This is a genomic window from Ruminococcus albus AD2013, assembly GCF_000526775.1.
Lineage (GTDB): Bacteria > Bacillota > Clostridia > Oscillospirales > Ruminococcaceae > Hominimerdicola > Hominimerdicola alba_A.
This window is the reverse complement of the sequence record NZ_JAGS01000001.1, coordinates 3,266,471-3,293,275: the sequence shown is the minus strand read 5'-3', so window position 1 is coordinate 3,293,275 and position 26,805 is coordinate 3,266,471. Positions and strand designations below refer to the sequence as shown.

Sequence of the window (26,805 nt, the reverse complement as noted above, 5' to 3'; positions counted from 1 at the left end):
ATGATCTCCTTTTAATAATGCAGCACCCTCTGTATATTGCTGTGTACCTGCCGCCTGTCGCTGAGGTTCAGACTGCGTATCATACGCCTTACGGGAAGTATCTGCGGAGGTGCTACCGATAATGAATCCAGCTGCATATCCAGAAGTATCTCCGTCAGTGAAAGATCGGCTCCCATCTCTCCGCAAAGGCAAACCTTTATTCCCTTGCTGTGAGCATTGTCAACAACAAGCTTTATCATTCTCAGCACCGCCAGATGATTAGGCGGGACAACATTCTCGTAGTTCGGGTTCTGCCTGTCTATCGCCAATGTGTACTGTTCCAGATCATTGGTACCTATACTGAAAAAGTCCACCTCTCTCGCCAGCAGATCGCTTATCATCACCGCCGCGGGAGTTTCGATCATGACACCAAGCTCCACATCATTACCGAAAGCTATATGCTTACTGAGAAGTTCGTCCTTTACCTTGTGCATAATATCCTTTACGCGGTATACCTCGTCTACATCTATCACCATAGGTATCAGTATCGAAAGCTTTCCGTAAGCCGATGCCCTGAGCAGCGCCCTCAGCTGAGTTTTGAATATATCCTGCCTGCGCAGACAAAGCCTTACAGCCCTCATGCCCAGCGCAGGGTTCTCCTCTTTGTCAAGATTGAAGTAGTCAGCCGTCTTGTCAGCGCCGATATCCAGTGTGCGTATAACAACGCGCTTGCCTTTCATATCCTCAACTACCCTGCGATAGTTGTAGAAAAGCTCTTCCTCATCGGGAAAACTGTCCCTCTGCAAATACAGGAACTCCGATCTCAGCAGACCTATGCCCCCTGCATCGTTCTCAATGGCAGATTCAAGATCGGCAAGACCGCCGATATTTGCATAAACTTCTATCTCCCTGCCGTCACGGGTAACGTTCTTCCTGCCCTTCAGCCTCTGAAGAAGTTCGCTCTTGCGCTCTTCCTCTTCCTCACGCCTCGCCAGCTTTATCTGGGTCTCGTTGTCAGGCTCAATATAGATAACTCCGTCATACCCGTCAACTATCGCAAAACGCCCGTCGAAATCTTCAAGCTTGACATCACCCAGACCTATCAGTGCGGGTATGTTCATCGTCCTCGCCAGTATAGCAGTATGCGAATTTATCGAACCGCCCATGGTGCAGAATGCCGCAACCTTAGTTTTATCAAGGGTAGCAGTCTCGCTGGGCAGAAGATCTTCCGCACATATTATAGATATATCGTCCAGTACGAATTCCTTAGCCGAAAGATTCTGCAGCTGTCTTATCAGCCTTTCCGAAGCGTCATAAACATCGGCGCTTCTCTCACGGATATACTCCGAATCGCCCTGACGCATGAGTTCCGCCAGTGTCTGTGAAGTCTTTGCCACCGCATATTCAGCATTCAGCCTTTCGTCGAATATCAGACCTCTTACACCACGCTCATACTGACTGTCGCCGAGTATCAGCTCGTGGATATAGAATATAGCCGCATCGGTCTCGCCTATCTCCTCAGCAGTTTTTTCTCGCAGGATACGCAGTTCTTCGACAGCGCCCTCCTTGGCGTTCATATATCTGTCCCATTCTTTTTCGGGATCGTTTATCTTTATCTTGGTAACGCTGACTTGGTCACGCTGATAAAAGCTGATGACACCTCTCGCGATACCGCGGTATACAGACCTACCTCGCAGTGTGACCATAGCAGTTCACCTCCGTTCACTGTATTAAACAGGTCATAACTCTACATATTAATTATAACACATTCACTCATGGTTAAAAAGGATGATTTGATTTGTTTACATTTGCGACACACTTTTTGTCGTTTTAAAATATTATCAAACTATAATTTTGTTTGTTTTAAACAATTTTATATGGGATATTTTTCCATATTCAACAGCAAAAAGAGGAAAAATCGCCCCTGAATACTCTTTCAACGCTCCAAATTCCACTAAATTAACCCCGTGAAAGCACTTCTCCCCCGCTGAGAACTCCGTTGTTATACTCCGTTCTCCTTTTGTACACCCCTTCTAAAAACTCCGCGCCGATTTTGTACAAACAAATGTTTTTTCTTTTTACTCGGACATATTTTTGCAAGAGTTGTACAAAAACGTACAACTTTTCCGCTATTTTCACTGAGTATAGAAAGGCAATGGCTCATTGGGGCTTTTTATATAGATGGTATCGGTGCGCACGATGGCAGGCTGCCGCCCGTCTGTGACTACGGCACATAGGGCGCGTGTCATACTGTACCGACCGAACAGCATCTTGACAACAGAATAACTGTCAGTCTTTTTGGTATATGCAAACATAACTTTTATTATCACTGTCTCTTTACTTTTGGGGAGATATGTGCTATAATAATAAAGTATGTACGGTGAGCTTGTATGTTTGGCTCACCAAAAGCTGAAACAGAAAGGAAAACATATGCTCAAGATAATCGGTGTGCGCTTCAAAAGCGTTGGCAAGATATATTATTTCGACCCGGGCGATGCCGAACTTAAAAACGGTGATAAGGTCATTGTCGAAACTTCCCGCGGCGTTGAATGCGGCGAGGTCGTTATGACCGACAGAGAAATAGATGAAACAAGCTTCAAAAACCCCATAAAGCCAATAATCAAAAAGGCTGACGAACGCGATCTCAAAACGATAGAACGCAATAAGCAGAGAGAGCAGGAAGCTTTCGAGATATGCAAGCAGAAGATCGAAGCCCATAAGCTGAAAATGGATCTGATAGATGTTGAATGCACATTCAGCAATAATAAGATGCTTTTCTACTTTACCGCTGAGAACCGCGTGGATTTCCGCGAACTGGTCAAAGACCTGGCAAGCGTTTTCAGGACAAGGATAGAGCTTCGTCAGATAGGTGTCCGCGATGAAGCTAAAATGCTCGGCGGACTGGGAATATGCGGACAGCCCTTCTGCTGTTCAAGATTCTTAGGCGATTTCCAGCCAGTTTCCATTAAAATGGCAAAGGAGCAGGGACTCAGCCTTAACCCCACAAAGATAAGCGGCTGCTGCGGCAGACTCATGTGCTGCCTGAAATACGAGCAGGACAGCTATGAGGATCTTCTGAAACATACCCCGAAGGTCGGCGCGATAGTTAAAACCACCGACGGCAAGGGCGTTGTTCAGGAGGTAAACCTGCTGACAGGCAAGCTGAGGGTAAAGATCGACCGTTCAGATAATGTCATCACCGTCAAGAAAGACGATGTTGAAGTCCTCAAGGACGGCAATATAAAGATCGACAAGAACGAGCTGAAAGCTCTTAAAGGACTGGAGGGTAAGTAAATGCCGTCATCACCCGTTCATCTGCTGCTGGCATATAGAATGGCTGACAGTCTGAATGTAAAAAACAAAGCAGACTTCCTGCTCGGCGCCATCGCCCCCGACTGCGTGAACTACGGTCAGGAACAGGCAAGTGAGGAAGTCAGGTATACAGCCCATATCCGTGACAAGGATTATGATATCTGGAAAGCCAAGCTAAAAGCTTTCGCCGTGGATAACGCAGAAAAGTTTGCTGATAAAAAAGATTTTCTCCGCGGCTACCTTTTCCACTGCTGGTCGGATATAGCCTGGGACGAAGCAGTTCAGCCGAAGATATTCGAGTTTCTCGGAACACTTGGCTACGGCTACGATGATATGACTAAGCAGAAATGGCAGGAACTTTACCGTTTCAACAGCCTTGCTGTAAAAAGCAAGGAATATGCTGAGTGTACCGAGTTTGTCAAGCAGGGCAAGCCTGTGGATATAGCAGGCTGTTCCGCAGAACTTATATCGAAGTATGCGGCTTACGTCGCAGATGATTACCGCGACAAGATACTCGATGAAAAGCCCCTCTTCCTGAACGATGCGCATATAGCCGCAACAGTTCAGCAGATGAATGAAGCGGGTTACAGCGAAGAACTGGCAAAGTTGTAAAAACAGAAGCAAAAAACAAAAGATACTGAGTAGAACTCAGAATAATTTAAAATGGAGATGTTTAAAATGTTGATGTCATTAACAGAGACCACAACCACAGCACAGAACGTGTTCACACCATTCCCTTTCCCTATGCATCTGGGATTCTGCATTGCGGCTACTATAGTATATGGTATATATTTCGTTAAGCAGAAGACAATACAGCACTTTCTTCTGCTGCTTGCCTGCGACCTTACTTTTATCACTCAGATAAATACTTCCAAGCCTGCCCTGACCTTCCTGTTCATAGCAGAGATAGTTCTGCTGCTGGGTGCTGCTTTCTTCTCGATAAAGTACAGCAGGGCGCAGAAAGCTGCAGAAAAGGAAAAGAAAAAGGCTCCCAAGCAGGACAGCGACACTGTTGACAGCGCTTTTGAGGACTAAAGCATGAAGATAGTTATCCTTGACAGCGAAACAGTTTCCCGCGGCGGCGATGTCAGCTTAGACGGCATAACCTCTCTCGGTAAAAGCGAAGTTTACGGCTTCACACCAAATGACGAAGTTGCCGACAAGATAGGCGATGCCGATGCGGTGATATGCAATAAGTGCCTTATCACCGAAGAAGTTTTCAGCAAATGCCCTAACCTTAAATATGTGGGTCTTTTCGCAACGGGCTACAATAATGTTGACCTTAAAGCGGCTGATAAGCACGGTGCGGCAGTCTGCAATGTGCCCGCATATTCTACCGATTCCGTGGCACAGCACACCTTTGCATTGATACTCAACCACTTCAATAAAATAAGGGCGTATGCAGATACAGTCGATAACGGCGACTGGGTCAACTACAAACTTTTCACCTACTTCTATATACCTACTTACGAGCTGAAAGGCATGAGGATAGGCATCATCGGTTACGGCAGCATAGGCAGGCGCGTGGCTGAGATAGCCAGAGTTTTCGGAATGGAAGTTGTAACTTACACACGTTCTCCCGAAAAAGTGGGCGAGGGTGCAAAAGCTGTAAGCCTTGATGAACTCCTCAGGACAAGTGATGTAGTTACCATGCACTGTCCCCTTAACGAGCAGACCAAGGAAATGATAAACAAGGAAGCTCTTGAAAAGATGAAGCCTACCGCATACTTCGTGAATACTGCAAGGGGCGGAGTTGTCAATGAGTATGACCTTGCTGATGCCCTGAACAACGAAGTCATTGCAGGTGCAGGCATAGATGCCCTGACTTTTGAACCTATGCGCGAGGACTGTCCTTTGAGAAATGCAAAGAACGCTACTATAACGCCTCACATTGCATGGGCACCCAAACAGACAAGGATACGTCTGCTTGAAGTTGTATCTGCAAACCTGAAAGCATGGATAGACGGCAAACCGCAGAATGTGGTGAACGGGAAATAATACTCCGTCCGCGCAGATAGATTTGAAATGCAAATCAGAATAAATAACAATGCCCCGAAGCGTTTTGTAATGCTTCGGGGCAAAATTTGTTTATTAAGATCCGGCTAATGATCTTTGTTTTTTGATTATAAGCAATGGTAAACCTTTGAGCTTTCTCCATATAAAAACTACAGGTATGACCATCAGGCAGGTCACCAGCCATATAATAACAAAATTTCGAGCTCCTGTAACTTTTAAAACAATGTCGTTTGCAATAAAGAAAAAAGGCATAGGATCGTAATGTATCACCATTATATCCATAGAACTTCTTCCAAGTTCACGAAGCGGTATTATCCTCTCCGGTAAAGCCGAACAGATCAGTATCAGTGCTGAAGAACCTGTAACGCCTGTAAGCAGAAACATTGACAGACTGTTAAATTTCAGGGTGTGCATATTTACCACCGGGGGATACAGATGGCAGCATACTATCAATGTAACGCCAAGTATCAAGCCGTATATAAGATTGCGGTGTTTGTTTTTGCGGTCGATATAATTGAAAAATAGAAACCCGAAAGCAATAAAAAACACAGCGGGTATTATACGTATAGCAGCTGCCGCAAGAAATCTTGTGACTTTTTCTTTCATCAAGCCTTGTATTTTCAATCTAGAGTATATCTTTACTGCAAAGAGTGAAAAGTAAAGCGATATCAAAAGAATCACTCGTATGTCAAGTTTAAGTTTGTATTTCAGAAAATGGAACAGAAGCCGTGCAAAGAAAAGGGTCGAAAGAAACCACAGCGGTGCATTGCCCATCGTTGTCCATGTGGCAGTGATCATACCTGTGATATGGTCATCTTCGTTGCCGTAACGATAGTAGTAAACCAATATAAATAATACTGAATAGAGATAGTAAGGCACCATGATATGCATGAATAATCTGCCCGCTTTCAGGGCAGGGACAGTATCCTTTTTTGAGATACTGTCCTTATAGCCCAGCAAAAAACCTGTGATGACAAAGAACAGAGGCATATGAAAAGAATATATCAGCCTTACAAAATAGTGAGCGATATGGTTGCTGTCGGGAACTACAAGATTGACATGACCCAACATTACCAAAAGTATCCCGATGCCTTTTGCATAATCGATATAGTCAAGAGATTTTGCTTTGCTGGCAGAGCGGGCTTTCTTTTTTTCAGCCATTATTTTACAGCGTCCAGGAGAGCCTGTACCTTATCTGTGCGCTCCCATGCTACGCCCAGATCTTCTCTGCCCATGTGACCGTATGCTGCCAGCTGCTTGTACTGGGGCTTGCGGAGATCGAGCATATCGATGATAGCTGCGGGACGGAGATCAAAGATGTCGTTGACTGCTGCACTGAGTCTTTCATCGGATACCTTGCCTGTGCCGAAAGTATCCACCAGTATGGAAACAGGGTTTGCAACACCGATAGCGTATGCAAGCTCAACTTCGCATCTGCTTGCAAGACCTGCGGCTACGATATTCTTAGCTACATATCTTGCTGCATAAGCTGCGGAACGGTCAACTTTCGTTGGATCCTTGCCGGAGAAGCATCCGCCGCCGTGGCGAGCATATCCGCCGTAGGTATCAACGATGATCTTTCTGCCTGTAAGACCGCTGTCGCCCTGAGGTCCGCCGATAACGAATCTGCCTGTGGGGTTCACGAAGTATGTGGTCTTGTCGTCGAGAAGTCCTGCGGGGATAACGTGCTTGATGACTTTCTCGATGATATCAGCTCTTATCTGCTCCATGGATACCTTGGCATCGTGCTGTGAGGATACTACTACTGCATCTATCCTTGCGGGCTTGCCGTCAACGTACTCAACAGTTACCTGAGTTTTTCCGTCGGGACGGAGGTAAGGAAGTGCGCCGTTCTTGCGAACTTCTGTAAGTCTGAGAGCCAGCTTGTGTGCCAGGGATATAGGCAGGGGCATGAGTTCGGGAGTTTCATCGCAGGCATAGCCGAACATGATACCCTGATCGCCTGCACCTGTATCGAATGCATTTTCCTCTCTGCCCTCGAGAGCGTTGTCAACGCCCATAGCGATATCGGGGGACTGCTTGTCGATAGTGGTCATAACAGCGCAGGTATGGCCGTCGAAACCGTACTTTGCTCTGTCATAGCCGATACCCACTACGGTATCGCGTACTATCTGGGGGATATCCACCTGTGCCTTGGTGGTGATCTCGCCCATGCACATTATCATACCTGTTGTTGTCACAGTCTCGCAGGCAACTCTGGAATAGGGATCCTGTTCCAGCATTGCATCGAGGATAGCATCGGAGATCTGGTCGCAGATCTTATCGGGGTGACCCTCGGTCACCGATTCGGAAGTGAAAAGAAATCTTGACATGAATAGTTCCTACCTTTCTTATAAAGAAACTTAGTCGGCTCAACCGACATATACTGTTGCTAACCGTTAAATCAACAGCCAATAAAAAGCCTCTCAATTCCGAAGGAATGAGAGGTGAGATCTTTTTGATAAAAATTCCTCATCTTTCGGAAATAACCGCAGGATTTGGCACCTTGACGAACTGCATAATACAGCACACAGGTTGCCGGGCTTCACAGGACCTGATTCCTCCACCGCTCTTGATAAGGCTATTAAATTTAACGTCTAACATTATACTACATTCTTACTCTGTTGTCAACAGTTTTAACGTTTTTTTTTACAAGGTACGCTATACTAACTCTTTATAGATAGAGTAAGCGGAAATCTATTTGTAATGAAAGACTATATAATCGGCGCAATTTTAAATATTTTTAAACAAATGATAGAATGTTTGAGAAAGCGCTTGACAAATCAGGATTGTCGTGGTATAATAATTTTCGTTGACTGGTCAAGTCAATGACCCAAATGCGGGTGTAGTTCAATGGTAGAACTCCAGCCTTCCAAGCTGGCCACGTGGGTTCGATTCCCATCACCCGCTTTTACTGTTGAATGCAGTATATGCGTCATTAGCTCAGCTGGATAGAGCAACCGCCTTCTAAGCGGTAGGTCACTGGTTCGAATCCAGTATGGCGTGTTACGGTGGGTATAGCGTAGTTGGTTAACGCGTCAGATTGTGGTCCTGAAGATCGAGAGTTCGAATCTCTCTACCCACCCTACAGCTTCTCGGAAATATTTGAGGGGCTGTTTTTTTATAGTTTACTGCCATTCCGGAATTCAGGCGGTGTGATAAATGAACTTATATGACTTTCGCAAACCACTCGTTAGACGGGTGGTTTTTTTGATAGTTCGCGGGTTCGTTGCATAAATTGCGGGAGACTTTGATATGTACATACCTTACATATAACAACTCCCCAGAGCGGTACGTACATCATCGGCGGACTTCCTCAGATGTTGTATGTACATTATCTGTCAAGACGAAAGACATACGAATAAAATAACGAACATTCTTCTAAAAAAAAGCGCATAAACTGCGCAATAAATGGTGAGGTAATGCCAAATTTTTGAATTGACACAAAGTTGTATATGTGATATAATGTGTGCAACGATGAAGATCGCAGTTTATATGCGCTCAGCTGTCGGCGGAAACGTCGGGGCACACACAGCGGCGGCGCACCAAAACGGAGGTAATTATCATGAGCAACAAGCTTGCAAACACACCTGAAGTGAAGATAGGTCTTGTGGCAGTTTCAAGAGACTGCTTCCCCATGAGCCTGTCAGAAAACAGAAGAAATGCCGTAGCTAAGGCTTATACCGAAAAGTACGGCGCAGAGGGACTTTTTGTATGTCCTACCGTTATTGAGAACGAAGTACACATGAGAAAGGCTCTTGACGAAGTTAACGCTGCGGGCTGCAACGCTCTCGTTGTATACCTTGGCAACTTCGGTCCCGAGACCCCTGAAACACTGCTCGCTAAGTATTTCGACGGCCCTGCAATGTTCGTTGCAGCTGCTGAGGATGACTGCGGCGATGCACTTATCGACAACAGAGGCGACGCTTACTGCGGTATGCTCAATGCCAGCTACAACCTCAAGCTGAGAGGCGTAACTGCTTACATTCCCGAGTATCCTGTTGGTACTGCTCCCGAAGTTGCTGATATGATAAACGAGTTTATCCCTATCGCAAAGACTATCGTTGGTCTGAGAAATCTCAAGATCATATCCTTCGGTCCCCGTCCTCAGGACTTCCTGGCTTGCAATGCACCTATCGCAAGACTGTATGACCTGGGCGTTGAGATCGAGGAAAACTCCGAGCTTGACCTGTTCGCAGCTTACAACGAGCACAAGGACGATCCCCGTATCCCCGGCGTTATCGCTGATATGGAGAAGGAACTGGGCGACGGCAACAAGATGGCAGGCATCCTGCCCAGACTTGCTCAGTACGAAGTAACTCTGCTTGACTGGGCTGAAGAGCACAAGGGCGAGAGACAGTTCGTTGCATTTGCTAACAAGTGCTGGCCTTCATTCCAGACACAGTTCGGCTTCGTTCCCTGCTATGTAAACGGCAGACTGGGCGCAAGGGGTATCCCTGTATCCTGCGAAGTTGATATCTACGGCGTTCTTTCCGAGTACATCGGTCAGTGCGTATCCGACGATATCGTTACTCTGCTGGATATCAACAACACTGTTCCCGGCAACATTTACAGAGAGGATATCGAAGGCAAGTTCGATTATACTCAGAGAGATACATTCATGGGCTTCCACTGCGGCAACGGCAGCTGCTGCATCCTGAACAACCCTGTTATGAAGTATCAGCTCATCATGCACAGAGGTCTGGAGCCTGATGTTGAGCCTGATATCACAAGAGGTACTCTTGAGGGCGACATCAAGCCCGGCGAGATCACATTCTTCAGACTTCAGTCTACTGCTGACGCAACTCTGCGTTCTTATGCAGCTGAGGGTGAGATCCTGCCTGTAGCTACTCGTTCCTTCGGTACTATCGGTATCTTCGGCATCAAGGAGATGGCAAGATTCTACAGATATGTACTGCTGGAGAAGGGCTATCCTCATCACGGTGCAGTTGTATTCGGTCACCACGGCAAGGCACTGTTCAATGTGCTGAAGTTCCTGGGTGTTGAAGACAGAGAGTACAACAGACCTGCTTCCACAAGATATTTTGGCGAGAACCCTTACAAATAAATTGCTTTAAAAGAAAAGACTGCTGCGAAGTGACGCGGCAGTCTTTTTTTGTATGTAGATTTTGGGATAAAAAAAGCCCCCGAAGCCTTAAACTTCGGGGAAAACGTCGCTGAGAGGATTCGAACCTCCGGCCTGCCGCTTAGGAGGCGGCCGCTCTATCCAGCTGAGCTACAGCGACTTATCAACTTAATTATTATACCATATCTCAGAGGAAAATGCAAGACCTTTTTCAAATTTTTTTCAGTCTGCCGATATGATATCCTTTATGACTTCCCCTGCAAGTATAAGTCCTGCCACGGAGGGGACAAAGGCTACAGAACCGGGAACGGAACGTCTGCCTTCCTGTGGTTCTTCGGAACTTGTGCGGGGAGTTATGGGTTCTTCCTCGGAGTAGACTACTTTGAGGTGTGCAACATTACGCTTTTTGAGTTCGCGGCGCATCACCCTTGCAAGAGGGCATCCCTTTGTCTTATAGATATCGGTGACGCGGAATGCGGTGGGGTCAAGCTTATTGCCTGCGCCCATGGCGGATATCACGGGTACTCCTGCGGCTTTGGCTTTCATTATTATCTCTATCTTGCCTGTGACAGTGTCGATGGCATCTATCACGTATGTATACTGTGTGAAATCGAAATCATCGGCGGTCTCGGGCATGAAGAAACAGTTATGTACATTTACGGTTATATCGGGGTCGATATCGTGTATCCTTTCGGCGGCTATCTCGGTCTTGTATCTGCCGACGGTGCTGTGGAGGGCGATTATCTGGCGGTTGAGGTTAGTGGTGCTGACGGTATCGCTGTCGATAAGGTCGATGGTGCCTACTCCGCTTCTGGCAAGGGCTTCAACTGCAAATCCGCCTACTCCACCTACCCCGAAAACTGCCACGCGGCTGTTCTGGAGTTTTTCCATGGCTTCACTGCCGAGAAGCAACTCGCTTCGTGCATACTGTTCTTTCATATTAGTCCTCCGTGAAATTACTTGCTTTATTGATAATTGTCGAGCCGTACTGTCAGACGGAAATATGTACTCTGACAAACTTGCACAGATTTTTGCTGACGGTGCAGATCTCCCGCAAGCTTTTTAAAGTTGAAAGAATTTATCTTTGAACCAGACTTTTTTTACTTCAAAGCTTTTGCCGTCAAGATATTCAAGACAACCGCTTTCGGTGGCGAAGCGGAATGTGAGTTTATAGGAACACAGCGCCTGGGTCTTCACGCCGAGGGCGCGGTTTATCTTGTTGCTGCCGTATTTTCCGTCGCCCAGCAGAGGGTAGCCGATGTGTGCAAGATGTGCTCTTATCTGGTGAGTTCTGCCTGTGACGAGATCGACTTCCAGAAGTGCCAAGTCGGACTGCTTATTCTCAGCAAGAACTTTATATCGGGTTATCATGGTCTTACTGCCCGGGAAAGACTTGTCCTCTACACGGACTACCTTTGTCTTTTCATCGCGGCGATGGAAAGCTTTCAGCTCGGCGGACTTTTTATTAGGGATACCCACTGTAACGCAGAGATAGAGTTTTTCAAGTTCCCTGTCCTTGACTTTCTGATTGAGCACCCGCAGGCTTTCGGCATTTTTGGCACATATAACTATACCCGAGGTATTCCTGTCGATGCGGTTGCACAGGGCGGGAGTGAAGCTGTTTTCGGTATCGGGATCGTATTCCCCTTTGTCATAGAGATAGTGCAGAACACGGTCTATCAGTGTATCCGCTTCTCCGCTTTCGTCCTCATGCACCACAAGACCGCAGGGCTTATCGCAGAGGAGTATATTTTCGTCCTCGTACACTATTTCGATATCCTTGGGCGCGTTGAGGAAACGGTGGGCTTCATCGCGCTTTTCGGGGAAAAATTCATCATTGATATAGAGCTGTACGCTGTCGCCCTCGCTGAGTTTTGTGCTTATCTCACAGCGTTTGCCGTTAAGCTTTATGCGCTTTAACCTGATGTATTTGTACATCAGGTTTTTCGGCAGTGCAGGGACTGCCTTGGTGAGAAATTTATCCATGCGCTGTCCCGCGTCATTTTTGTTTATACTGAATTCTCTCAAATTTATCCTCCGCCTATTTTTTGTGATGTTTTATAGCCTTATTTTACCTGACGTAAAATGTCTACAAGTTCCCGGATATCGCTTTCAAATTTTTCATCGGGGACAGGAAATTTACCTGCTTCTCGGTACCTTATGGCTGATTGAAGTTTGCAGAAGCGCCAACCGTCAGCCAGTGATCTGGGGCGATTTTTGAGCTCTTCCGCTATGTTGATATCCATATCTATCATGTAGGAATCTACCAGATTTACGTATAATTCGGGGTGGCGATGTTCGTTGATCTTATTTATCAGAGCTTGGGATCCTTCTGTTAAGCCCCGTTCTCTGAGCACTCTTGATTTCAGGCACATCACCATATCGGGGCTGAACCAGATATCGTAATTTCCCGAAAACTCCATATCCTTTAGCAGGTCACAGACTTCGATCATTTCATCATAATAGCCGTAGATATACAGCCATGTCGCCAGAGCGGATATATTCTGTAGATCTCTGCTTGATTTAAAACTGCACTTTTTCAGTATTTTGTTACAGTAACTTCTGACTTTCTTTTTATCAACAGTGATGCTTATACGCTCGATCAATTCTGTCATAATCAAACCGACCTTTCGTGGGTATTAGCCCTTTGCAAGATACCAGCTTTCGCCCTCGCCGACGGATACCTCCATAGGCACCGAAAGCTTGACTGCATTTTCCATCTCTTCTTTCAGCACGGCGGAAGCCCTGTCCTTATCCTCGGGGGTTACTTCGATAATAAGTTCATCGTGTACCTGTAATATCAGCCTTGCATCCAGCTTTTCTTCTTTCAGCCTCTGGTAGACCTTTACCATGGCTATCTTGATGATATCCGCCGCCGCGCCCTGTATCGGGGCATTCATAGCGGCACGCTTTCCGAATGCCTGCATGACTTTATTGGTAGCTGAAAGTTCGGGGATATAACGGCGTCTGCCGAATATGGTGGTGACATAGCCGTTCTTTATGCCGTCCTCTACTGTCTTATCCATGAACTGTGATACCTTCGGGAAGTTATCGAGATAGTTCTTGATATACTGCTTGGCTTCTGCCACGCTGACACCTATATCCTTGGATAGTGAGAATGCTCCGATACCGTAGATGATGCCGAAGTTTACTGCCTTTGCGGCTGATCTCATTTCGGGGAGCACCATATCGGCGGGTATCCCGAATACCTGTGAAGCTGTCATGGCATGGATATCCGTGCCCTCTTCAAAAGTTTTTCTCATATTCTCATCGCCGCATACTGCCGCCAGTACACGGAGTTCTATCTGGCTGTAATCGGCATCGAGAAGAGTACAGCCTTCACCCGCAACGAAGAATTTACGCATATTGCGTCCTATCTCCTTGCGCACGGGGATATTCTGCATATTGGGTTCGGTGGAGCTTATACGTCCCGTGCGGGTCTCGGTCTGTTTGAATACGCTGTGTACCCTGCCGTCGGATTCTACTTCTTTCAGCAGACCGTCAACATAGGTGGAGCTAAGTTTTGTAAGGGTGCGGTATTCAAGCACAAGGCGTACAATAGGGTGCTTGTCGGCAAGTTCTTCAAGAACTTCGGCGTTGGTGGAATAGCCCGACTTGGTTTTCTTCTTTGCGGGAAGTCCCAGTTTTTCAAAGAGGACTTCGCCCAGCTGTTTCGGTGATGCGATATTGAATTCGCCGCCTGCAAGGTCGTATATCTGCTTAGTGAGGGCTTCGATATCCTTTTTCAGCCATTTGCCGAACTCACGTATACCGTTTGTATCTGCACGGACACCGTAATGCTCCATAGATGCTAGAACTTCACAGAGGGGCATTTCCACATCGTTGAAGAGTTTGAGCATCTCGGTCTGTTCAAGCTGTAATTTAAGGTTTTCTGCAAGCGGTAGCAGTGAGCATATATCTGCGAAATCGCCCATATCCGAGCGGTAAGTGACCTTATAGGTCAGGCAGAGATTTTCGACAGTGTACTCCCCTGCCTGAGAATTCAGCAGATATCCTGCAAGGTCACAGCAGAATGTAAGACCGTTCAGCCTTGTGCCGTTATCAAAGGCAAATCTATGGGCTTTTTTGCCCTCAAAAGCAGTCTTTTCACAGTCGCTCTCAAAATATTTCAGGACTATGCCGTCGAAATCCCAGTCGCCGAAAGCTACGGCATACGCCTTGTCATCAAAGAACACCTGCAATTTATTGCCGTCAAAGATAAAGGCTGATTTTTTGCCCTCGGTCATCTGAGCGATGGCATCATCATTCAGGGGAAGACCTGTTTTGTACTTGGGCAGGTCTTTGAGCTTTATTTTGGTCTCCTCACCCGTATCGGCTGACTTGCTGTCCGCACCTGTGAGTTTCAGTCTTTCCATCAGTCTGAGCATTTCAAGCTCGGTGAGGAAAGCTTTAGCTTCGACTGCATCGGGAGCAGTTAATTTGTAAGCCGCGGTGTCCTTTTCAACGGGAGCTTCAAGGCATATCTCTGCAAGGAAATGGCTGTCGATAGCATCATCATGTCCTGCTTCAAGCTTTGCGCGGTTGCCCTTGGTTATCGTGAATTTATCAAGGTCGGAATAGAGGTTTTCAACAGTACCTGCTTGCTGGATAAGATTCAGGGCGGTCTTTTCGCCTATGCCCTTTACGCCCGAGATATTATCCGAGGTATCGCCCATCAGCGCCTTGACCTCTATCATCTGGCGGGGTGATACGCCGTATTCTTCCATAATGCGGTCGGGGGTATATATCTTGGTCTCCTTTGTGCCTGCAAGGCGGACTGTCACCCTTTCGCTGACAAGCTGAAAGCTGTCGCGGTCACCTGTAAGGATATAGCACTCATTACCGCTGTCAGCAGCAGCTTTTGAGAGTGTACCGAGGATATCATCGGCTTCATAGCCCTCACACTCCACAGTCTTTATGCCGAGGAGTCCGAGAAGCTTTTTTATAAGTGGCATCTGCTGTGCGAGTTCATCGGGCATACCCTTGCGGTTAGCCTTGTATGACGCATTCGCCTTATGCCTGAATGTGGGTGCTTTAAGGTCAAAAGCCACAGCCACGCAGTCGGGGTGTACCTCTTCTATTTCTTTAAGATATATATTCATGAATCCCGTTAGCGCATTGGTGCATATGCCCTTTGAGTTGGTGAGTATGCGTATGCCGTAAAATGCGCGGTTCATTATACTGTTGCCGTCTATACAAAGCAGTTTCATCTGTATACCTCCCGGTTTGTTAACAATGTTCTGTTATATTATACCACATTACTCGCCATCATGCAAGCAGGATCGATATATATTGTAGTTATCCCTTTAGTACACCACTGCAAAGTGCTATAATAAGGATAATTGCCAGGTATTTCATGTTCCGATATAACACCGATCAATATGGTGTGTCAGTAGGATAAAACAGAATATTTCAAATTAAAACACAAATCCATCACATAAATGTTTTATAATGTACCATGTGTTACTTTGAAAACAGATCCGTATGCGTATAATATACGCTGTGAGGAAAGGAAAGATATCCATGTTAAAAAAGATGATGGCTGTTCTGCTGGCTATGGCGATATGCACAGGCTCGATGGCAGGATGCAGCAATAAAAAAAGCAATAAAAAAGATAAAGAAAAGAACAGTTCCGAGACTACCGCTAACGAGGACGAGGCAGCAGGTCCCGAGCAGCAGGAAGTATTGCCTGTGGCTTCGCTGACAGTTGACGGCGAGAAAATAGATACCACTGATTATGTTATGTGCAATATCAGCGGTATAGACATCACATTCGACGAATTCAGATTCTATTATTTCCAGGCTCTTTCACAGTACGAGCAGTTCGGTATCGACGAAAAAGCTCTCAGGGATAATAAGGAGACTTATCAGCAGTTCCTTGAGTATGTCATAAGTTCCATAAAAAATGAACTTGTTACTGACAAGCTTGCGGCAGACCACAACATCGAGCTTGACGACGAAGATCAGAAAGTCATTGATGGCAATGTGAAAAAAAGCAAGGAAAGTTACGCTAACGAAGAAGAGTTTGAAAAGGAGATCCAGAGATCTCACCTTACATATGACGTGCTGGTAAAGATGTTCGTAAGGGCACAGACCTACAACAAGGTAATGGCTGCGCTGTTTGAAAAGGGCGGCGAGTATGCTACCACCGAAGAAGATTTCCTGAAGCTTGTAAATGACCCCAAGGAGTATGCACACGAGGTACACATAATGGTGCCTTTCTATGCGCAGGTTGAACTTGATGACAGCACTGCTGCCACCTACGATGATATGACACTTTCCCAGAAGATAAGTGCAAAAAACTCAGCTTACAATGCCCTTGATGCCGATGCTAAAACAGCTGCGGCAGAAAAGGCTAAGACCGTTGCCGAGGAAGCGCTCCAGCGTGTAAAGGACGGCGAGGATTTCTCCAAGCTGATCGAAGAATACGGCTGGGATATCGAGCTTGATGAAAACCCTGGCAATGGCTACTATATGCGCCGTGACAACACAGGCGGATTCCCCAAGGCTCTGCTCGACGAGACGTTCTCTCTTGAACCCGGTCAGGTATCGGACAAACTTGTTGAGGACGGCACTTACGGTTACTTCATCGTAAAGCGTCTTGAGCCTGATGCGGACTACATCAAGGAGAATATGGACAAGATGATCGCCACAAACGATCAGCCTAAGATACAGGAGAAGTTCACCGAAACAATGGATGCGATGACTGTTACTTACTGCAGTGTCTGGGATAAGCTTACTTTTGACAGTATAACCTGATGAGCATTTTTCAATAAAAGCGAATAGCGATCATAATACCGAAGCTGACTTAATGAAGTCGGCTTCGGTTTTTATTTTTCAGGAAATTCCCCATCACAAAATGACATTTGTCACATAACAAAGTGATGGGCGACACTACAAACCGCAGGCGGAGTATGATATAATACAGACAATGAAAGAAAACAACAAAAACTACGGAGGTTAATGATATGACTGATACGGTTATAAAAATAGACAGTCTTGTAAAAAGATACGGTGAACTCATCGCGCTGGATCATCTGGCTCTGGAGATAAAGCAGGGTGAGGTATTCGGGCTTCTGGGACCTAACGGTTCGGGAAAAACTACAACTATCAACTGTCTGCTGTCTCTGCTTTCCTACGATAAGGGAACAATACAGATATTCGGCAAGGATATGAGCCCCACCGCTTACGATATCAAAAGAGATATCGGCGTTATAATGCAGAATGTGGCGGTATATGATGAACTGACAGTGCAGGAGAATATCGACTATTTCTGCGGACTCTACATCACCGACAAGGAACAGAGAAAGCAGTACGTCGAAGAAGCTATTAAATTCGTGGGGCTTGAAGATTTCAGAAAGTTCCGCCCCAAAAAGCTTTCGGGCGGTCTGTTGAGAAGACTGAACATCGCCTGCGGCATCGCCCACAAGCCGAAGCTTATAATCCTTGATGAACCCACGGTAGCAGTAGACCCCCAGAGCAGAAACAAGATACTCGAGGGTATAGCGGAACTGAACCGCAATGGTGCTACGATAATATACACCTCCCATTACATGGAAGAAGTTGAGCAGATATGCACACGAATCGCTATAATGGACAAGGGCAAAAAGATAGCCGAGGGTACAAAGGAAGAACTCACGGCGATGATAAAGAACACAGAGACTATAAAAGTGACTCTCCACGAACTGCCCGATGAGGTGCTTTCCGAGATACGCTCACTTCCTCATATTTACAGTTCCGAAGTCGAAGATGGCACACTGACGGTATCATGTTCGGGGGGCAAGCACAACCTTATAAGAGTCCTCGAAATTCTTCAGGAGCATGATGTCCACATCGGCAGAGTAACCACCGAACAGCCAACCCTCAACGATGTATTTCTTGAGATAACAGGCAAGGCATTGAGAGACAAGGGGGAATGATGATGTTTTTCAACGAATTCAAATACTTCATCATCTCGACACTGAGAGCAAAACAACTGATATTATGGCTCATACTCTTCCCCATGGTAATGGGTATACTGTTCAAACTGGCTTTCAACGGACTGACTGAAAAGCAGTTCAGTTTCAAGGTCATACCCACAGCGGTAGTCGAAACAAAGGAGAACAGCATATTCCGCGAGGTAATAAAAGGCGTATCCGAGGGTGATGACCCCCTGCTGAAAGTAAGATATACCGATAAAGAAGAAGCTGAAAAACTTCTTATCAAAGGCGATATCGAGGGTATCATTTTCGTTGATGACACCATAAGCCTTACGGTAGCGGGTTCGGATATGGAAGAAACTATCCTGAAAGCATTCACGGACAGATATCTTACACAAGAAAAGCTGATAACGGATACCGCGAAGAAAGACCCATCAAAGATACCCGCCATGACAAAGGCAATGTCAGATGAGATAAAAGTGCTTGACGAAGAACCGATAGAAGCTTCAAGCACAGACAGATACATAACTTATTTCTACAATCTGCTTGCGATGGTAGCTGCCTGCAGTTCGGTAACAGGACTTTCGGTAGTAACAGCGACAGAAGCTGACCAGTCCCCTCTCGGGGCAAGAAAATGCTGTTCGCCAACGCCTAAGCTGATAAGTACGCTTGCCGTTTTGCTGGGCAGCTGGGCGGTGAGTGCTGTATGCATGGTGATAAGCGTATCATTCCTCGCCTTCGTGCTGAAGATAGGTTTCGGCAACAGACTTCCGCTGGTATACGCAGGCGGCATACTTGGCAGTATAACAGGTACTTCAATGGGATACATGATAGCTTCGCTGGTAAAGGGCAGCTATGAAAAAAAGAACGCAGTGGCAATGACGGTATCACTGGGCGGAAATTTCCTCAGCGGACTTATGGTAGCCGAGATAAAGCCCGTCATCATGGAAAAACTGCCCCTGCTGAACGAACTGAATCCCTCTGCGGTGATATGCGACAGTTTCTACTACCTTAATATCGATAGTGGCTATGAAAGATTCATCGGCAAAATGTTGACACTGGCAGCAATGACAGCGATATTCACGGCTATCGGATTTATTTTCACAAGGAGGAAGAAGTATGCAAGTATTTAAGCTGTTCATGCTCATACTCAAAAAAAAGACAAAACTGATAATACTGTTCACCATAGCATTTATGGCACTTTGTATAGGTTTCCTCTTCAGCAGCAGTACAGATGAAAAATTCACCGAGAGCAGGCTGAAAATAGTCATAGCCGACAACGATAATACCCCAGAAAGTAAGGCACTCATCGAGTATATCGGCACAAAGCACGATATAGTAACTTCAAAGATGGATATAAAAGACGCGCTGTTTTTCGGCACGGTGGACTATTTTCTTACTATAAACGAGGGCTATGCCAAAAACCTTGCTGACGGAGCGACGGAAGGACTTTTCAAAAGTCAGCACGTTTACGAAAGTTACAGCGTTGCATATATGAGCAGTTTTCTTGATGAATATGTAAGCTGTGTCAGAGCCTGCAAAGCTGCGGGCGATGACACGGAGACCGCTGTGAAGAACGCCGCTGCCGCCATGGATACAAACACCGAGGTAAGTATGATATCATCAGAAGCGGGAAATGCAAATGGTCTTGAAAGCGGGAAAGGATTTTTCAGATATCTGCCTTATATACTCCTTTCGCTTATGATATCTGTGCTCTCGCCTGTTATGATGTCCATAAACAAAAAGGAAGTCCGTTTCAGAACAAACTGCTCGGCTGTACGCCCCACATCTTTCATGATGCAGATACTCCTCGGAAGCGTTATCTATGTGCTGGCGATATGGGTGCTGTTCATGGTGGCAGGAGCTTTGATGGAAAACGGTGCATACAGCGGCATGGGCTGGCTGAATCTCGTAAACAGCGGGATATTTGCGGTAGTATCGGCATTCATAGCTGTACTGGTATCAATGCTGCTGCCATCACAGCAGACAGTTAACCTCGCCTGCAATGTTATAAGTCTGTTCATGAGTTTCATGTGCGGCGTATTCGTACCCCAGGCTATGCTGGGCAAAACAGTGATATCCATAGGCAGATTTCTCCCCGCATTCTGGTATATCAAGGTAAGTGATATGCTGACAGGTGCGGCGATCTTCAACTCATCCAAGGCTGTGCAGTATCTGCTTATCGAGGCAGGATTTGCAGTTGCGCTGGGCATTATCACCACACTGCTTTACAAGACAAAGCTACGCTCGGCAGAACTTTAATATATCGGAAAATAGGAAAGGCAGATACTTCGTGCGTGAAGTATCTGCCTGTATTATATATCCTTATAGTTCAGAAAATAAACTCCATCTCGATGCATTTCCACTCATCGCCATGATAGCTGTAATATCCGTCCTCGGTACCGACTTCCTTGAACCCTGCCGCGCTATAGCATTTAAGCGCCGCGGGATTATTTTCAAATACCCCGAGTGTTATCTTATCAGCAAGAAGATAATCGCGGGTATAGTTTTTCGCAAGCTCCAGCATTTTTCTGCCGAGCCCCTGTCCCCGCCTTTCACTGTCAACGATGACAAAGCCGAAGCGGGCGGTTTTCTTTTCCTCATCGGTAAAGCGAACTATCATGTGTCCGCAGATGCCTTTCTCATCATATGCTGTAAATTCCAGATGGCGGTCATTATCCCTGTAATCGGCATAGTAGCTGTTAAGCTCATCTGCCGTCAGCGGAAAATCTCCGAACCTGTCAGATGACCACTGTCTGAAAGAATATTCGTCCTTTGTCCAGCTGACTATCTTTTCAGCATCACAGGACTTATAGGGTCTGAAACGCATCATACGTCTTCAAGCAGTACAACTGCCGTAGCCGATATGCCCTCGCCGCTGCCTGTAAAGCCAAGATGTTCCTCGGTAGTAGCTTTTATGGATATCTGCGAGATATCACAGCCGATGGTGTCAGCTATATTTTCGCGCATATCCATTATGTAAGGTGCAAGCTTCGGAGACTGACAGCATATGGTCATATCGGCATTTGAGAAAACATAGTTGCTGTCATCAACATATTCCATTACCCTGTCCAATAGTTTAAGGCTGTCCGCGCCCTTGTAATCAGGGTCGGTATCAGGGAAATGCTGACCGATATCACCCAGTGCCATCGCCCCGAGAAGAGCGTCCATCAGCGCGTGGACGAGAACGTCTGCATCAGAATGACCATCCAGACCAAATTTATAGGGTATCTCAACACCGCCGAGGATAAGCTTTCTTCCCTCGACAAGCCTGTGAACATCATAGCCGTGACCAATACGCATATCTTATACCTCCTTATAGTTGCCTAAGAATTTGAAATAGCTCAGTTCATGTGAAAGCTCACTGAGGAGCGTTGTGACTTCCTTTTTGCCGATATCTCCCTTGAAATCCAGATAGAACATAACATCAAACTCCGTGTTGGCGATGGGCATACTTTCTATCATGGTCATATTAAGACCCGCAACGGAGAATTTTGTCAGCAGTCTGTAAAGGGACGAGGACTGATGAGGAAGTGCCAGACAAACCGATATGGTATCGGCGTTATCTGCCTTGAATGTCTCATGGGAAATGAGTATGAATTTTGTGTAATTCTCCGCCGCATTCTGCACGCTTCTGCGGAGTATCTCAAGACCCAGGTCTTCTGCACATTTTTCCGAGCATATCGCCGCACAGGGCTCGGTGCTTTCCTTTACATAGCAAGCCGCAAGTGACGTATTCGAGAAACTGTGCGCCTTGTACGCGCCCCTGTTTATCAGGTCGGAACACTGCCTGAGCGCCTGTTCATGTGAATATATATCGTGTATATCCTCAATCCTTACGCCTTTTCGCGCCGCAAGGCAGTGGGATATCTTCAGCTTTGCCTGTGCACATATCTTGAAATCGTACTGACGCATGAGTTCGTAAGTCTGCACCACAGAACCCGCAGTCGAATTGATGATCGGCAGTATACCGAATTCAGCCGCACCTGCCGATACTGCCTTGAATATCTCCTCAAAGTTATCAAAGAACATAGTGTCAGCGTCCTCAAAAAGCTCACTGCACGCTATGTGGTTATACGAACCGAAAGTTCCGGGTACAGCCACCCTGTGCCTGCCCGAAAGATCAAGCTTCTTGAAAGGTATAAAGCCAGTATTATCGAACATTTTGCGGTATTGCAGACATTTTGATATATCCATCATCGTCTGGAAATACACCCTTGTGGCACCCTGAAGACCCTCGGGTGCACCCTCCGTCACATTCGCTATCACCTGCTTTTCCCTGTCTTTCTGAAAAACGGGAAGTCCGTTAGCTATCTTATAATCCGCCACCTGTCCGCAAAGCTCCATACGCTTTGAAAAAAGCTCCTGAAGCTGTTTATCTACTTCATTTATCTCTGCTCTGATATCATTCAGATCCATATTTATCACCTGCGTCAATATAATTCTTACCCCTTATTTTACCACATTTCAAAAGATTTTGCAATAGCTTTGCCTAATTTAACACCTTATTCGATTTTGAATAGAATCGGTTATCCCGCTGACATACCATGCTGATAAGCCGTTTGATGGGCAGTATTCTCTCCCCTGCCGAAGGATAGAAAAGAATAATTATTGACATAAATGTTAATATGATGTATAATATATCTGAACAAGCACAAAAGGGCGACCTTGTAAAATATCCCTAAAATGGGAAATCTGATAATGGAGGCATAGAAAATGAAAAAAGGAACAAAACTTATCATTTCAACGGCTGCGGCAGTTACAGCGGCAGTCATCACAGGCACGATGTGCGCGTTTGCAGCAGCGGGCAACGGCGATGTCAACGGTGACGGCAAGGTCAACATAACCGATATAACCCTCACCGCGGCATATGTAAAGGGCAAAAAGATGCTTTCCGCAGATGCACTTACAGCGGCAGATGTAAGCGGCGACGGTTCCGTAAACACGACGGATCTCACAAGGCTCGCAGCCTTTGTAAAGGGAAAGCGTTATCTCGACGGTTCCGAACCCACACCGCCTCCCGAGCCTGAACCCGAAGGTCCTGTTATCGAGGTCAGGAACGGAGTTACATACGTCGATGGTATACTCGTTGTCAACAAGAGCTACGCTCTCCCCGAGAACTACGGCAACGGACTTACAGCTGAGACCCAGAAAGCTTTCAACAATATGCAGGCTGCCGCATGGAATGACGGCATATCACTGTGGATATGTTCGGGATTCAGAAGCTACTCCTATCAGAGCCAGCTTTACTGGAGCTACGTAAACAGGGACGGTCAGTGGGCTGCTGATACATACTCCGCAAGACCGGGACACTCCGAGCACCAGACGGGACTTGCCATAGATATCAACGACGCCAGCAGTAATTTCAACGGCACCCCCGCAGCTAAGTGGATAGCCGCGCACTGCACCGAATACGGATTCATAATCCGCTACCCCTATGGCAAGCAGGATAAGACAGGCTTTATGTATGAACCATGGCACGTCAGGTATGTCGGCAAAGATCTTGCAAAAAAGATAACTGCTTCAGGTCTGTGCCTTGAAGAGTATCTGGGTATAGATTCCTACTATCACTGATATAACAAACAGCGGACGGAAAGCGTAAAGCTTGCCGTCCGTATTTTTATATCCTTGCAACAGCCCCTGGGTCGAGGATAGATATCTTAGGTTTGTCATCGCGGATAACAAAGCCCTTTACCAGTCCCGCATCAGCAGGAGAACGTGCTATCATATCGGCAGTTATGTTTTCAACATCACTGACTCTGTCCACCACAAGACCGCACTGCATAGTGTTGACCTCAATAACTACAACACAGCTTCTTTCATCATACTCCCCCTGTGGCAGTCCCAGACGAAGTCTGAGATCCATAACAGGCACAGCCTTGCCGCGGTGGTTCATCAGCCCCAGAACATAGGGCGGCGCTGTTGGTATCACGGTGAATTCCGGCATTTCAATGATATCCGCTACGCTGAGGATGTAAAATCCGTAATATTCCCCGCCTGCGAAAAAGGTCAGCAGCTGACCGCCGTTGTCAAGAAGTTCGTAAATATCAGCCATTTGAAGTCTCCTCCCCTTTTTCTCCGCCAAGCAGTGAGAGCATATCAAGTATTATCGTAATGCTGCCGTCACCAAGTATCGAACAGCCCGCAAGACCCGCTTCTTTAAGATGAAGTCCGTCAAGCAGGGGCGAGAAAGGCTTTACCACCACCTGCTGATCGCATACTATACTGTCAGCCAGCAGTACGGCTTCATAAGCACCCTCGCGGCAGTATATGCATATTCCCTCTGTGGGGTCGGTTATGTCCGTATTAAGCTGAAGCTTCTCACCAAGCCTTATCAGCGGCAGGCACTTGTCCCTGAGATATACGAACTCATTTCCGTCGGGGTCGGTGATAACATTTTCAGCCGTGCATGAGAATGCCTCTCTGACCGACAATGCAGGTATGGATATGTTGCTGCTGCCTATCTCAACGCTAAGCACATCAACTATCGAAAGAGAAAGCGGTATCCTTATGGTAAAGGTACTGCCCTTGCCCAGCTTTGAGTTGACTGTCAGCTTGCCGCCCACCTTTTCGATGTTCTGCTTTACAACGTCCATGCCGACACCGCGTCCGCTGTACTGGGTCACTGTTTCGTTGGTTGAAAATCCCGCGGCAACAACAAAATTGAATATCTCCCTTTCGGTGTATTCGCTCTCGGGCTTTGTCAGCAGACCGTTCTTTTTCGCCTTTGCCATTATCTTTGCCGCATCCATGCCTGCGCCGTTATCCTTGCATGATATAACCACTTCATTGGATTCATACCCCGCACTCAGGGTTACTGTAGGCGGATTTTTCTTGCCCGAAGCCGCCCTTTCCTCGGGAGTTTCGATACCGTGGTCAACAGCGTTCCTTACAATATGCATCAGAGGGTCGCCCAGCATATCTATTATGGATTTATCCACCTCGGTATCCTCGCCCCTGAAAACCAGATTGGCATTCTTTTTCAGGGTATTGTTCATATCACGCACTACCCTGTTCATCTTCTGGAAAGCAGTAGATACAGGCACCATTCGCAGTGACATAACAACGTCCTGCAATTCATCCGTCAGCTTTTTAAGTTCGCGGGAAGATTTATTGAAGCGGTCAAGGTTGGTATCAAGTTCTCTCAGGTCGGGTGAGGAAGTAACAGCACTCTCGGTTATTACTATCTCCGAAACAAGTTCAAGCAGCTTGTCAAGTTTTTCCAGCTTGACTGTCAGCATACTCTGTTCCTTGTGTTCTTTTTTCTGCGCCTTGGCTGCAGGCTTCGGAGAGTGCTCCGCCTGTGTTTCCGCCTTATTCTCCGTCTTCTGTGGTTCCGCTTTTTCTGCGGCTCCTGCCTTTGGCGCTTCCTTTTCCGCATCTGACTTATCTACCTTGACCGCGCTTTCAACATTGATACCGCTTTGCAGCATCTTCTCAACAGCGGCGGTGTCGTCAGTGATAAGCTTTATGTAAAGACCGTTCTTTTTGATAGCATCATCAGCATCATCGGCATCCATATCGTGCGGAAGAGTACGGCAGACCTCCGATACAGCACCCAGCTTTCTAAGCAGGACTATCGCCCTTGCCGATGGCATAGCACAGCTTTCACTGTATGTCACCCTGTATGTCAGCAATTCATCACCGTCATCGGGCAGGAATACTCCTTCGGGTATACTTATCTCATTATTGCCGCCTTTCTCACCGCCTGACTTTGCTTTCAGCTTGTCTCTGGTAAACAGCTCAAAGTTTTCAACATTCAGCGCCGCTGATATCATCTTTTCAACAGCGTTGCGGTCATCTGTCACAAGTTTTATGTAAAGCCCCGCGTTCTTTATCTGACCATCGGCATTATCATCGTCCATATCAGGCGGTATAGTCCTGCACACCTCCGCAAAAGCCCCAAGCTTGCGTATCAGCACTATCGCCCTTGCTGACGGCATCTGACAGGCATCGTCATATATCAGCTTGTAAGTCAGCATATCCGCAGGTTCGTTATCATCAAAGATATCAGCAGGAACATCATCGCTCTGTTCCTCGGTATTTCCGCCCTCTCCCTTGAAGAACGCCGCTAAGTCGTGTATATGCCCTATCATCTCCGAAAAGTCAGTAAGCGGTATATCCTCATCGGTAAGATTTTCAAGCTCGGCTTTCAGCGCATCACTGCTCTTGTAAAGCAGGTCGAACAGCGCCGCCTTGTCAGTGCGCACATAGGTCTTTTCGCGTATTATAAAGAACATATCCTCCATCGCGTGGGCAAGGGTAGACATATTCTGCAAGCCCATCATCGCCGCCGAACCCTTTATCGTGTGCATGGTTCGGAATATCTCCGCGATGTCGCTCTCCTCTATCATGGATATCTCTTCCGCCTGTTCAGCACGCATGAGTATCTCATCAAGGTTTTCAAGCAGTTCCCCCGTTTCAAACAAAAAGGTATCGACCATGCTTTCCATGCTCTCATCAAATTTTGGCATATCGTATCACCGCCCGTTT

The 26,805-nt window shown here is 46.6% G+C and carries 23 protein-coding genes, 4 tRNA genes and 1 riboswitch; of the genes, 13 read left to right on the top strand and 14 right to left on the bottom strand.

All coding sequences use genetic code 11. From position 1 onward, the window contains the following. Positions 1 to 11 precede the first annotated feature (11 nt). Both ptsP and N773_RS22660 read right to left on the bottom strand, forming a co-directional pair. A complete protein-coding gene (ptsP, locus tag N773_RS0114830) occupies positions 12 to 1,685 on the bottom strand; it encodes a phosphoenolpyruvate--protein phosphotransferase (protein ID WP_024858523.1) in 1,674 nt (557 codons plus the stop codon). Positions 1,686 to 2,114: 429 nt separating this feature from the next. Further along, complete coding sequence (locus tag N773_RS22660) at positions 2,115 to 2,309, bottom strand: hypothetical protein (protein ID WP_196231648.1); 195 nt, start codon at positions 2,307 to 2,309, stop codon at positions 2,115 to 2,117. A 100-nt stretch (positions 2,310 to 2,409) separates the two neighbouring features. Between N773_RS22660 and N773_RS0114825 the strand changes: the two genes are divergently transcribed. Genes N773_RS0114825 through N773_RS0114810 form a run of 4 tightly spaced genes read left to right on the top strand, consistent with a single transcriptional unit; the run spans position 2,410 to position 5,289 of the window. Further along, a complete protein-coding gene (locus tag N773_RS0114825; protein ID WP_024858522.1) occupies positions 2,410 to 3,273 on the top strand; it encodes a PSP1 domain-containing protein in 864 nt (287 codons plus the stop codon). Further along, positions 3,274 to 3,903 carry a zinc dependent phospholipase C family protein gene (locus tag N773_RS0114820; protein WP_024858521.1) on the top strand — a complete coding sequence of 210 codons (630 nt, stop codon included), beginning with the start codon at positions 3,274 to 3,276 and terminating at the stop codon, positions 3,901 to 3,903. It begins immediately after the preceding gene. A gap of 51 nt (positions 3,904 to 3,954) precedes the next feature. Continuing rightward, positions 3,955 to 4,326, top strand: a complete 372-nt coding sequence (locus tag N773_RS0114815; protein WP_242840397.1) for a hypothetical protein — start codon at positions 3,955 to 3,957, stop codon at positions 4,324 to 4,326. Between the two features lie 3 nt (positions 4,327 to 4,329). Beyond that, the gene (locus N773_RS0114810; protein WP_024858519.1) at positions 4,330 to 5,289 is read left to right on the top strand and encodes a D-2-hydroxyacid dehydrogenase; all 960 of its coding nucleotides are present in this window, start codon (positions 4,330 to 4,332) and stop codon (positions 5,287 to 5,289) included. A 93-nt stretch (positions 5,290 to 5,382) separates the two neighbouring features. Here N773_RS0114810 and N773_RS0114805 read toward each other — a convergent pair whose 3' ends face one another. Then, positions 5,383 to 6,468, bottom strand: a complete 1,086-nt coding sequence (locus N773_RS0114805) for an acyltransferase family protein (protein WP_024858518.1) — start codon at positions 6,466 to 6,468, stop codon at positions 5,383 to 5,385. Next, positions 6,468 to 7,640 carry a methionine adenosyltransferase gene (gene metK / locus N773_RS0114800; RefSeq protein WP_024858517.1) on the bottom strand — a complete coding sequence of 391 codons (1,173 nt, stop codon included), beginning with the start codon at positions 7,638 to 7,640 and terminating at the stop codon, positions 6,468 to 6,470. The genes N773_RS0114805 and metK overlap by 1 nt, the downstream gene beginning before the upstream one ends. A 136-nt stretch (positions 7,641 to 7,776) precedes the next feature. Further along, positions 7,777 to 7,889: riboswitch (SAM riboswitch) on the bottom strand. A 257-nt stretch (positions 7,890 to 8,146) separates the two neighbouring features. Between metK and N773_RS0114795 the strand changes: the two genes are divergently transcribed. From N773_RS0114795 to N773_RS0114780, 4 genes are all read left to right on the top strand, one after another. After that, positions 8,147 to 8,217: transfer RNA gene (locus tag N773_RS0114795), tRNA-Gly, on the top strand. Positions 8,218 to 8,239: 22 nt separating this feature from the next. After that, positions 8,240 to 8,313, top strand: a tRNA-Arg gene (locus N773_RS0114790). Positions 8,314 to 8,318: 5 nt separating this feature from the next. Beyond that, a tRNA-His gene (locus tag N773_RS0114785) sits at positions 8,319 to 8,392 on the top strand. Positions 8,393 to 8,872: 480 nt separating this feature from the next. Beyond that, positions 8,873 to 10,375, top strand: coding sequence for an L-fucose/L-arabinose isomerase family protein (locus N773_RS0114780; protein ID WP_024858516.1), 1,503 nt, complete (start codon positions 8,873 to 8,875; stop codon positions 10,373 to 10,375). Between the two features lie 104 nt (positions 10,376 to 10,479). On the opposite strand, the gene N773_RS0114775 is transcribed toward N773_RS0114780, so the two are convergent. From N773_RS0114775 to polA, 5 genes are all read right to left on the bottom strand, one after another. Continuing rightward, positions 10,480 to 10,553, bottom strand: a tRNA-Arg gene (locus N773_RS0114775). 62 nt (positions 10,554 to 10,615) lie between these two features. Then, on the bottom strand, positions 10,616 to 11,332 hold the full coding sequence (locus tag N773_RS0114770; protein ID WP_024858515.1) for a tRNA threonylcarbamoyladenosine dehydratase: 717 nt from the start codon (positions 11,330 to 11,332) through the stop codon (positions 10,616 to 10,618). A gap of 123 nt (positions 11,333 to 11,455) precedes the next feature. Further along, positions 11,456 to 12,421 carry an RluA family pseudouridine synthase gene (locus tag N773_RS0114765; protein ID WP_024858514.1) on the bottom strand — a complete coding sequence of 322 codons (966 nt, stop codon included), beginning with the start codon at positions 12,419 to 12,421 and terminating at the stop codon, positions 11,456 to 11,458. Positions 12,422 to 12,459: 38 nt separating this feature from the next. Next, a complete protein-coding gene (locus tag N773_RS0114760; protein ID WP_024858513.1) occupies positions 12,460 to 13,008 on the bottom strand; it encodes a DUF6707 family protein in 549 nt (182 codons plus the stop codon). A gap of 24 nt (positions 13,009 to 13,032) precedes the next feature. Further along, a complete protein-coding gene (gene polA, locus N773_RS0114755) occupies positions 13,033 to 15,603 on the bottom strand; it encodes a DNA polymerase I (protein ID WP_024858512.1) in 2,571 nt (856 codons plus the stop codon). A 313-nt stretch (positions 15,604 to 15,916) separates the two neighbouring features. On the opposite strand from polA, the gene N773_RS0114750 reads away from it, so the two are divergent. From N773_RS0114750 to N773_RS0114735, 4 genes are all read left to right on the top strand, one after another. Next, positions 15,917 to 17,152: a peptidylprolyl isomerase gene (locus tag N773_RS0114750; RefSeq protein ID WP_024858511.1), complete on the top strand. Its 1,236-nt coding sequence runs from the start codon at positions 15,917 to 15,919 to the stop codon at positions 17,150 to 17,152. Between the two features lie 209 nt (positions 17,153 to 17,361). Next, entirely contained in the window at positions 17,362 to 18,312 is a 951-nt protein-coding gene (locus N773_RS0114745; RefSeq protein WP_024858510.1) for an ABC transporter ATP-binding protein, read from the top strand. 2 nt (positions 18,313 to 18,314) lie between these two features. After that, positions 18,315 to 19,445: an ABC transporter permease gene (locus tag N773_RS0114740; protein ID WP_024858509.1), complete on the top strand. Its 1,131-nt coding sequence runs from the start codon at positions 18,315 to 18,317 to the stop codon at positions 19,443 to 19,445. Next, positions 19,432 to 20,574, top strand: a complete 1,143-nt coding sequence (locus N773_RS0114735) for an ABC transporter permease (protein WP_024858508.1) — start codon at positions 19,432 to 19,434, stop codon at positions 20,572 to 20,574. Before N773_RS0114740 ends, N773_RS0114735 begins: the two co-directional genes overlap by 14 nt. Positions 20,575 to 20,644: 70 nt before the next feature. Here the strand turns inward: N773_RS0114735 and N773_RS0114730 are convergent, their stop codons facing one another. From N773_RS0114730 to N773_RS0114720, 3 genes are read right to left on the bottom strand one after another with little or no spacing between them, the layout of a single operon-like run. Further along, positions 20,645 to 21,145, bottom strand: a complete 501-nt coding sequence (locus tag N773_RS0114730; protein ID WP_024858507.1) for a GNAT family N-acetyltransferase — start codon at positions 21,143 to 21,145, stop codon at positions 20,645 to 20,647. After that, complete coding sequence (gene ispF, locus N773_RS0114725) at positions 21,142 to 21,615, bottom strand: 2-C-methyl-D-erythritol 2,4-cyclodiphosphate synthase (RefSeq protein WP_024858506.1); 474 nt, start codon at positions 21,613 to 21,615, stop codon at positions 21,142 to 21,144. Before ispF ends, N773_RS0114730 begins: the two co-directional genes overlap by 4 nt. A 3-nt stretch (positions 21,616 to 21,618) precedes the next feature. Beyond that, positions 21,619 to 22,731: a bifunctional chorismate mutase/prephenate dehydratase gene (locus N773_RS0114720; RefSeq protein WP_024858505.1), complete on the bottom strand. Its 1,113-nt coding sequence runs from the start codon at positions 22,729 to 22,731 to the stop codon at positions 21,619 to 21,621. Between the two features lie 297 nt (positions 22,732 to 23,028). On the opposite strand from N773_RS0114720, the gene N773_RS0114715 reads away from it, so the two are divergent. Continuing rightward, complete coding sequence (locus N773_RS0114715; protein WP_024858504.1) at positions 23,029 to 23,886, top strand: D-alanyl-D-alanine carboxypeptidase family protein; 858 nt, start codon at positions 23,029 to 23,031, stop codon at positions 23,884 to 23,886. Between the two features lie 46 nt (positions 23,887 to 23,932). Here the strand turns inward: N773_RS0114715 and N773_RS0114710 are convergent, their stop codons facing one another. Both N773_RS0114710 and N773_RS0114705 read right to left on the bottom strand, forming a co-directional pair. Beyond that, positions 23,933 to 24,367 (bottom strand): chemotaxis protein CheW, encoded by a 435-nt coding sequence (locus N773_RS0114710; protein WP_024858503.1) that lies wholly within the window; start codon positions 24,365 to 24,367, stop codon positions 23,933 to 23,935. Beyond that, complete coding sequence (locus N773_RS0114705) at positions 24,360 to 26,786, bottom strand: chemotaxis protein CheA (protein WP_024858502.1); 2,427 nt, start codon at positions 26,784 to 26,786, stop codon at positions 24,360 to 24,362. The genes N773_RS0114710 and N773_RS0114705 overlap by 8 nt, the downstream gene beginning before the upstream one ends. Positions 26,787 to 26,805 lie beyond the last annotated feature (19 nt).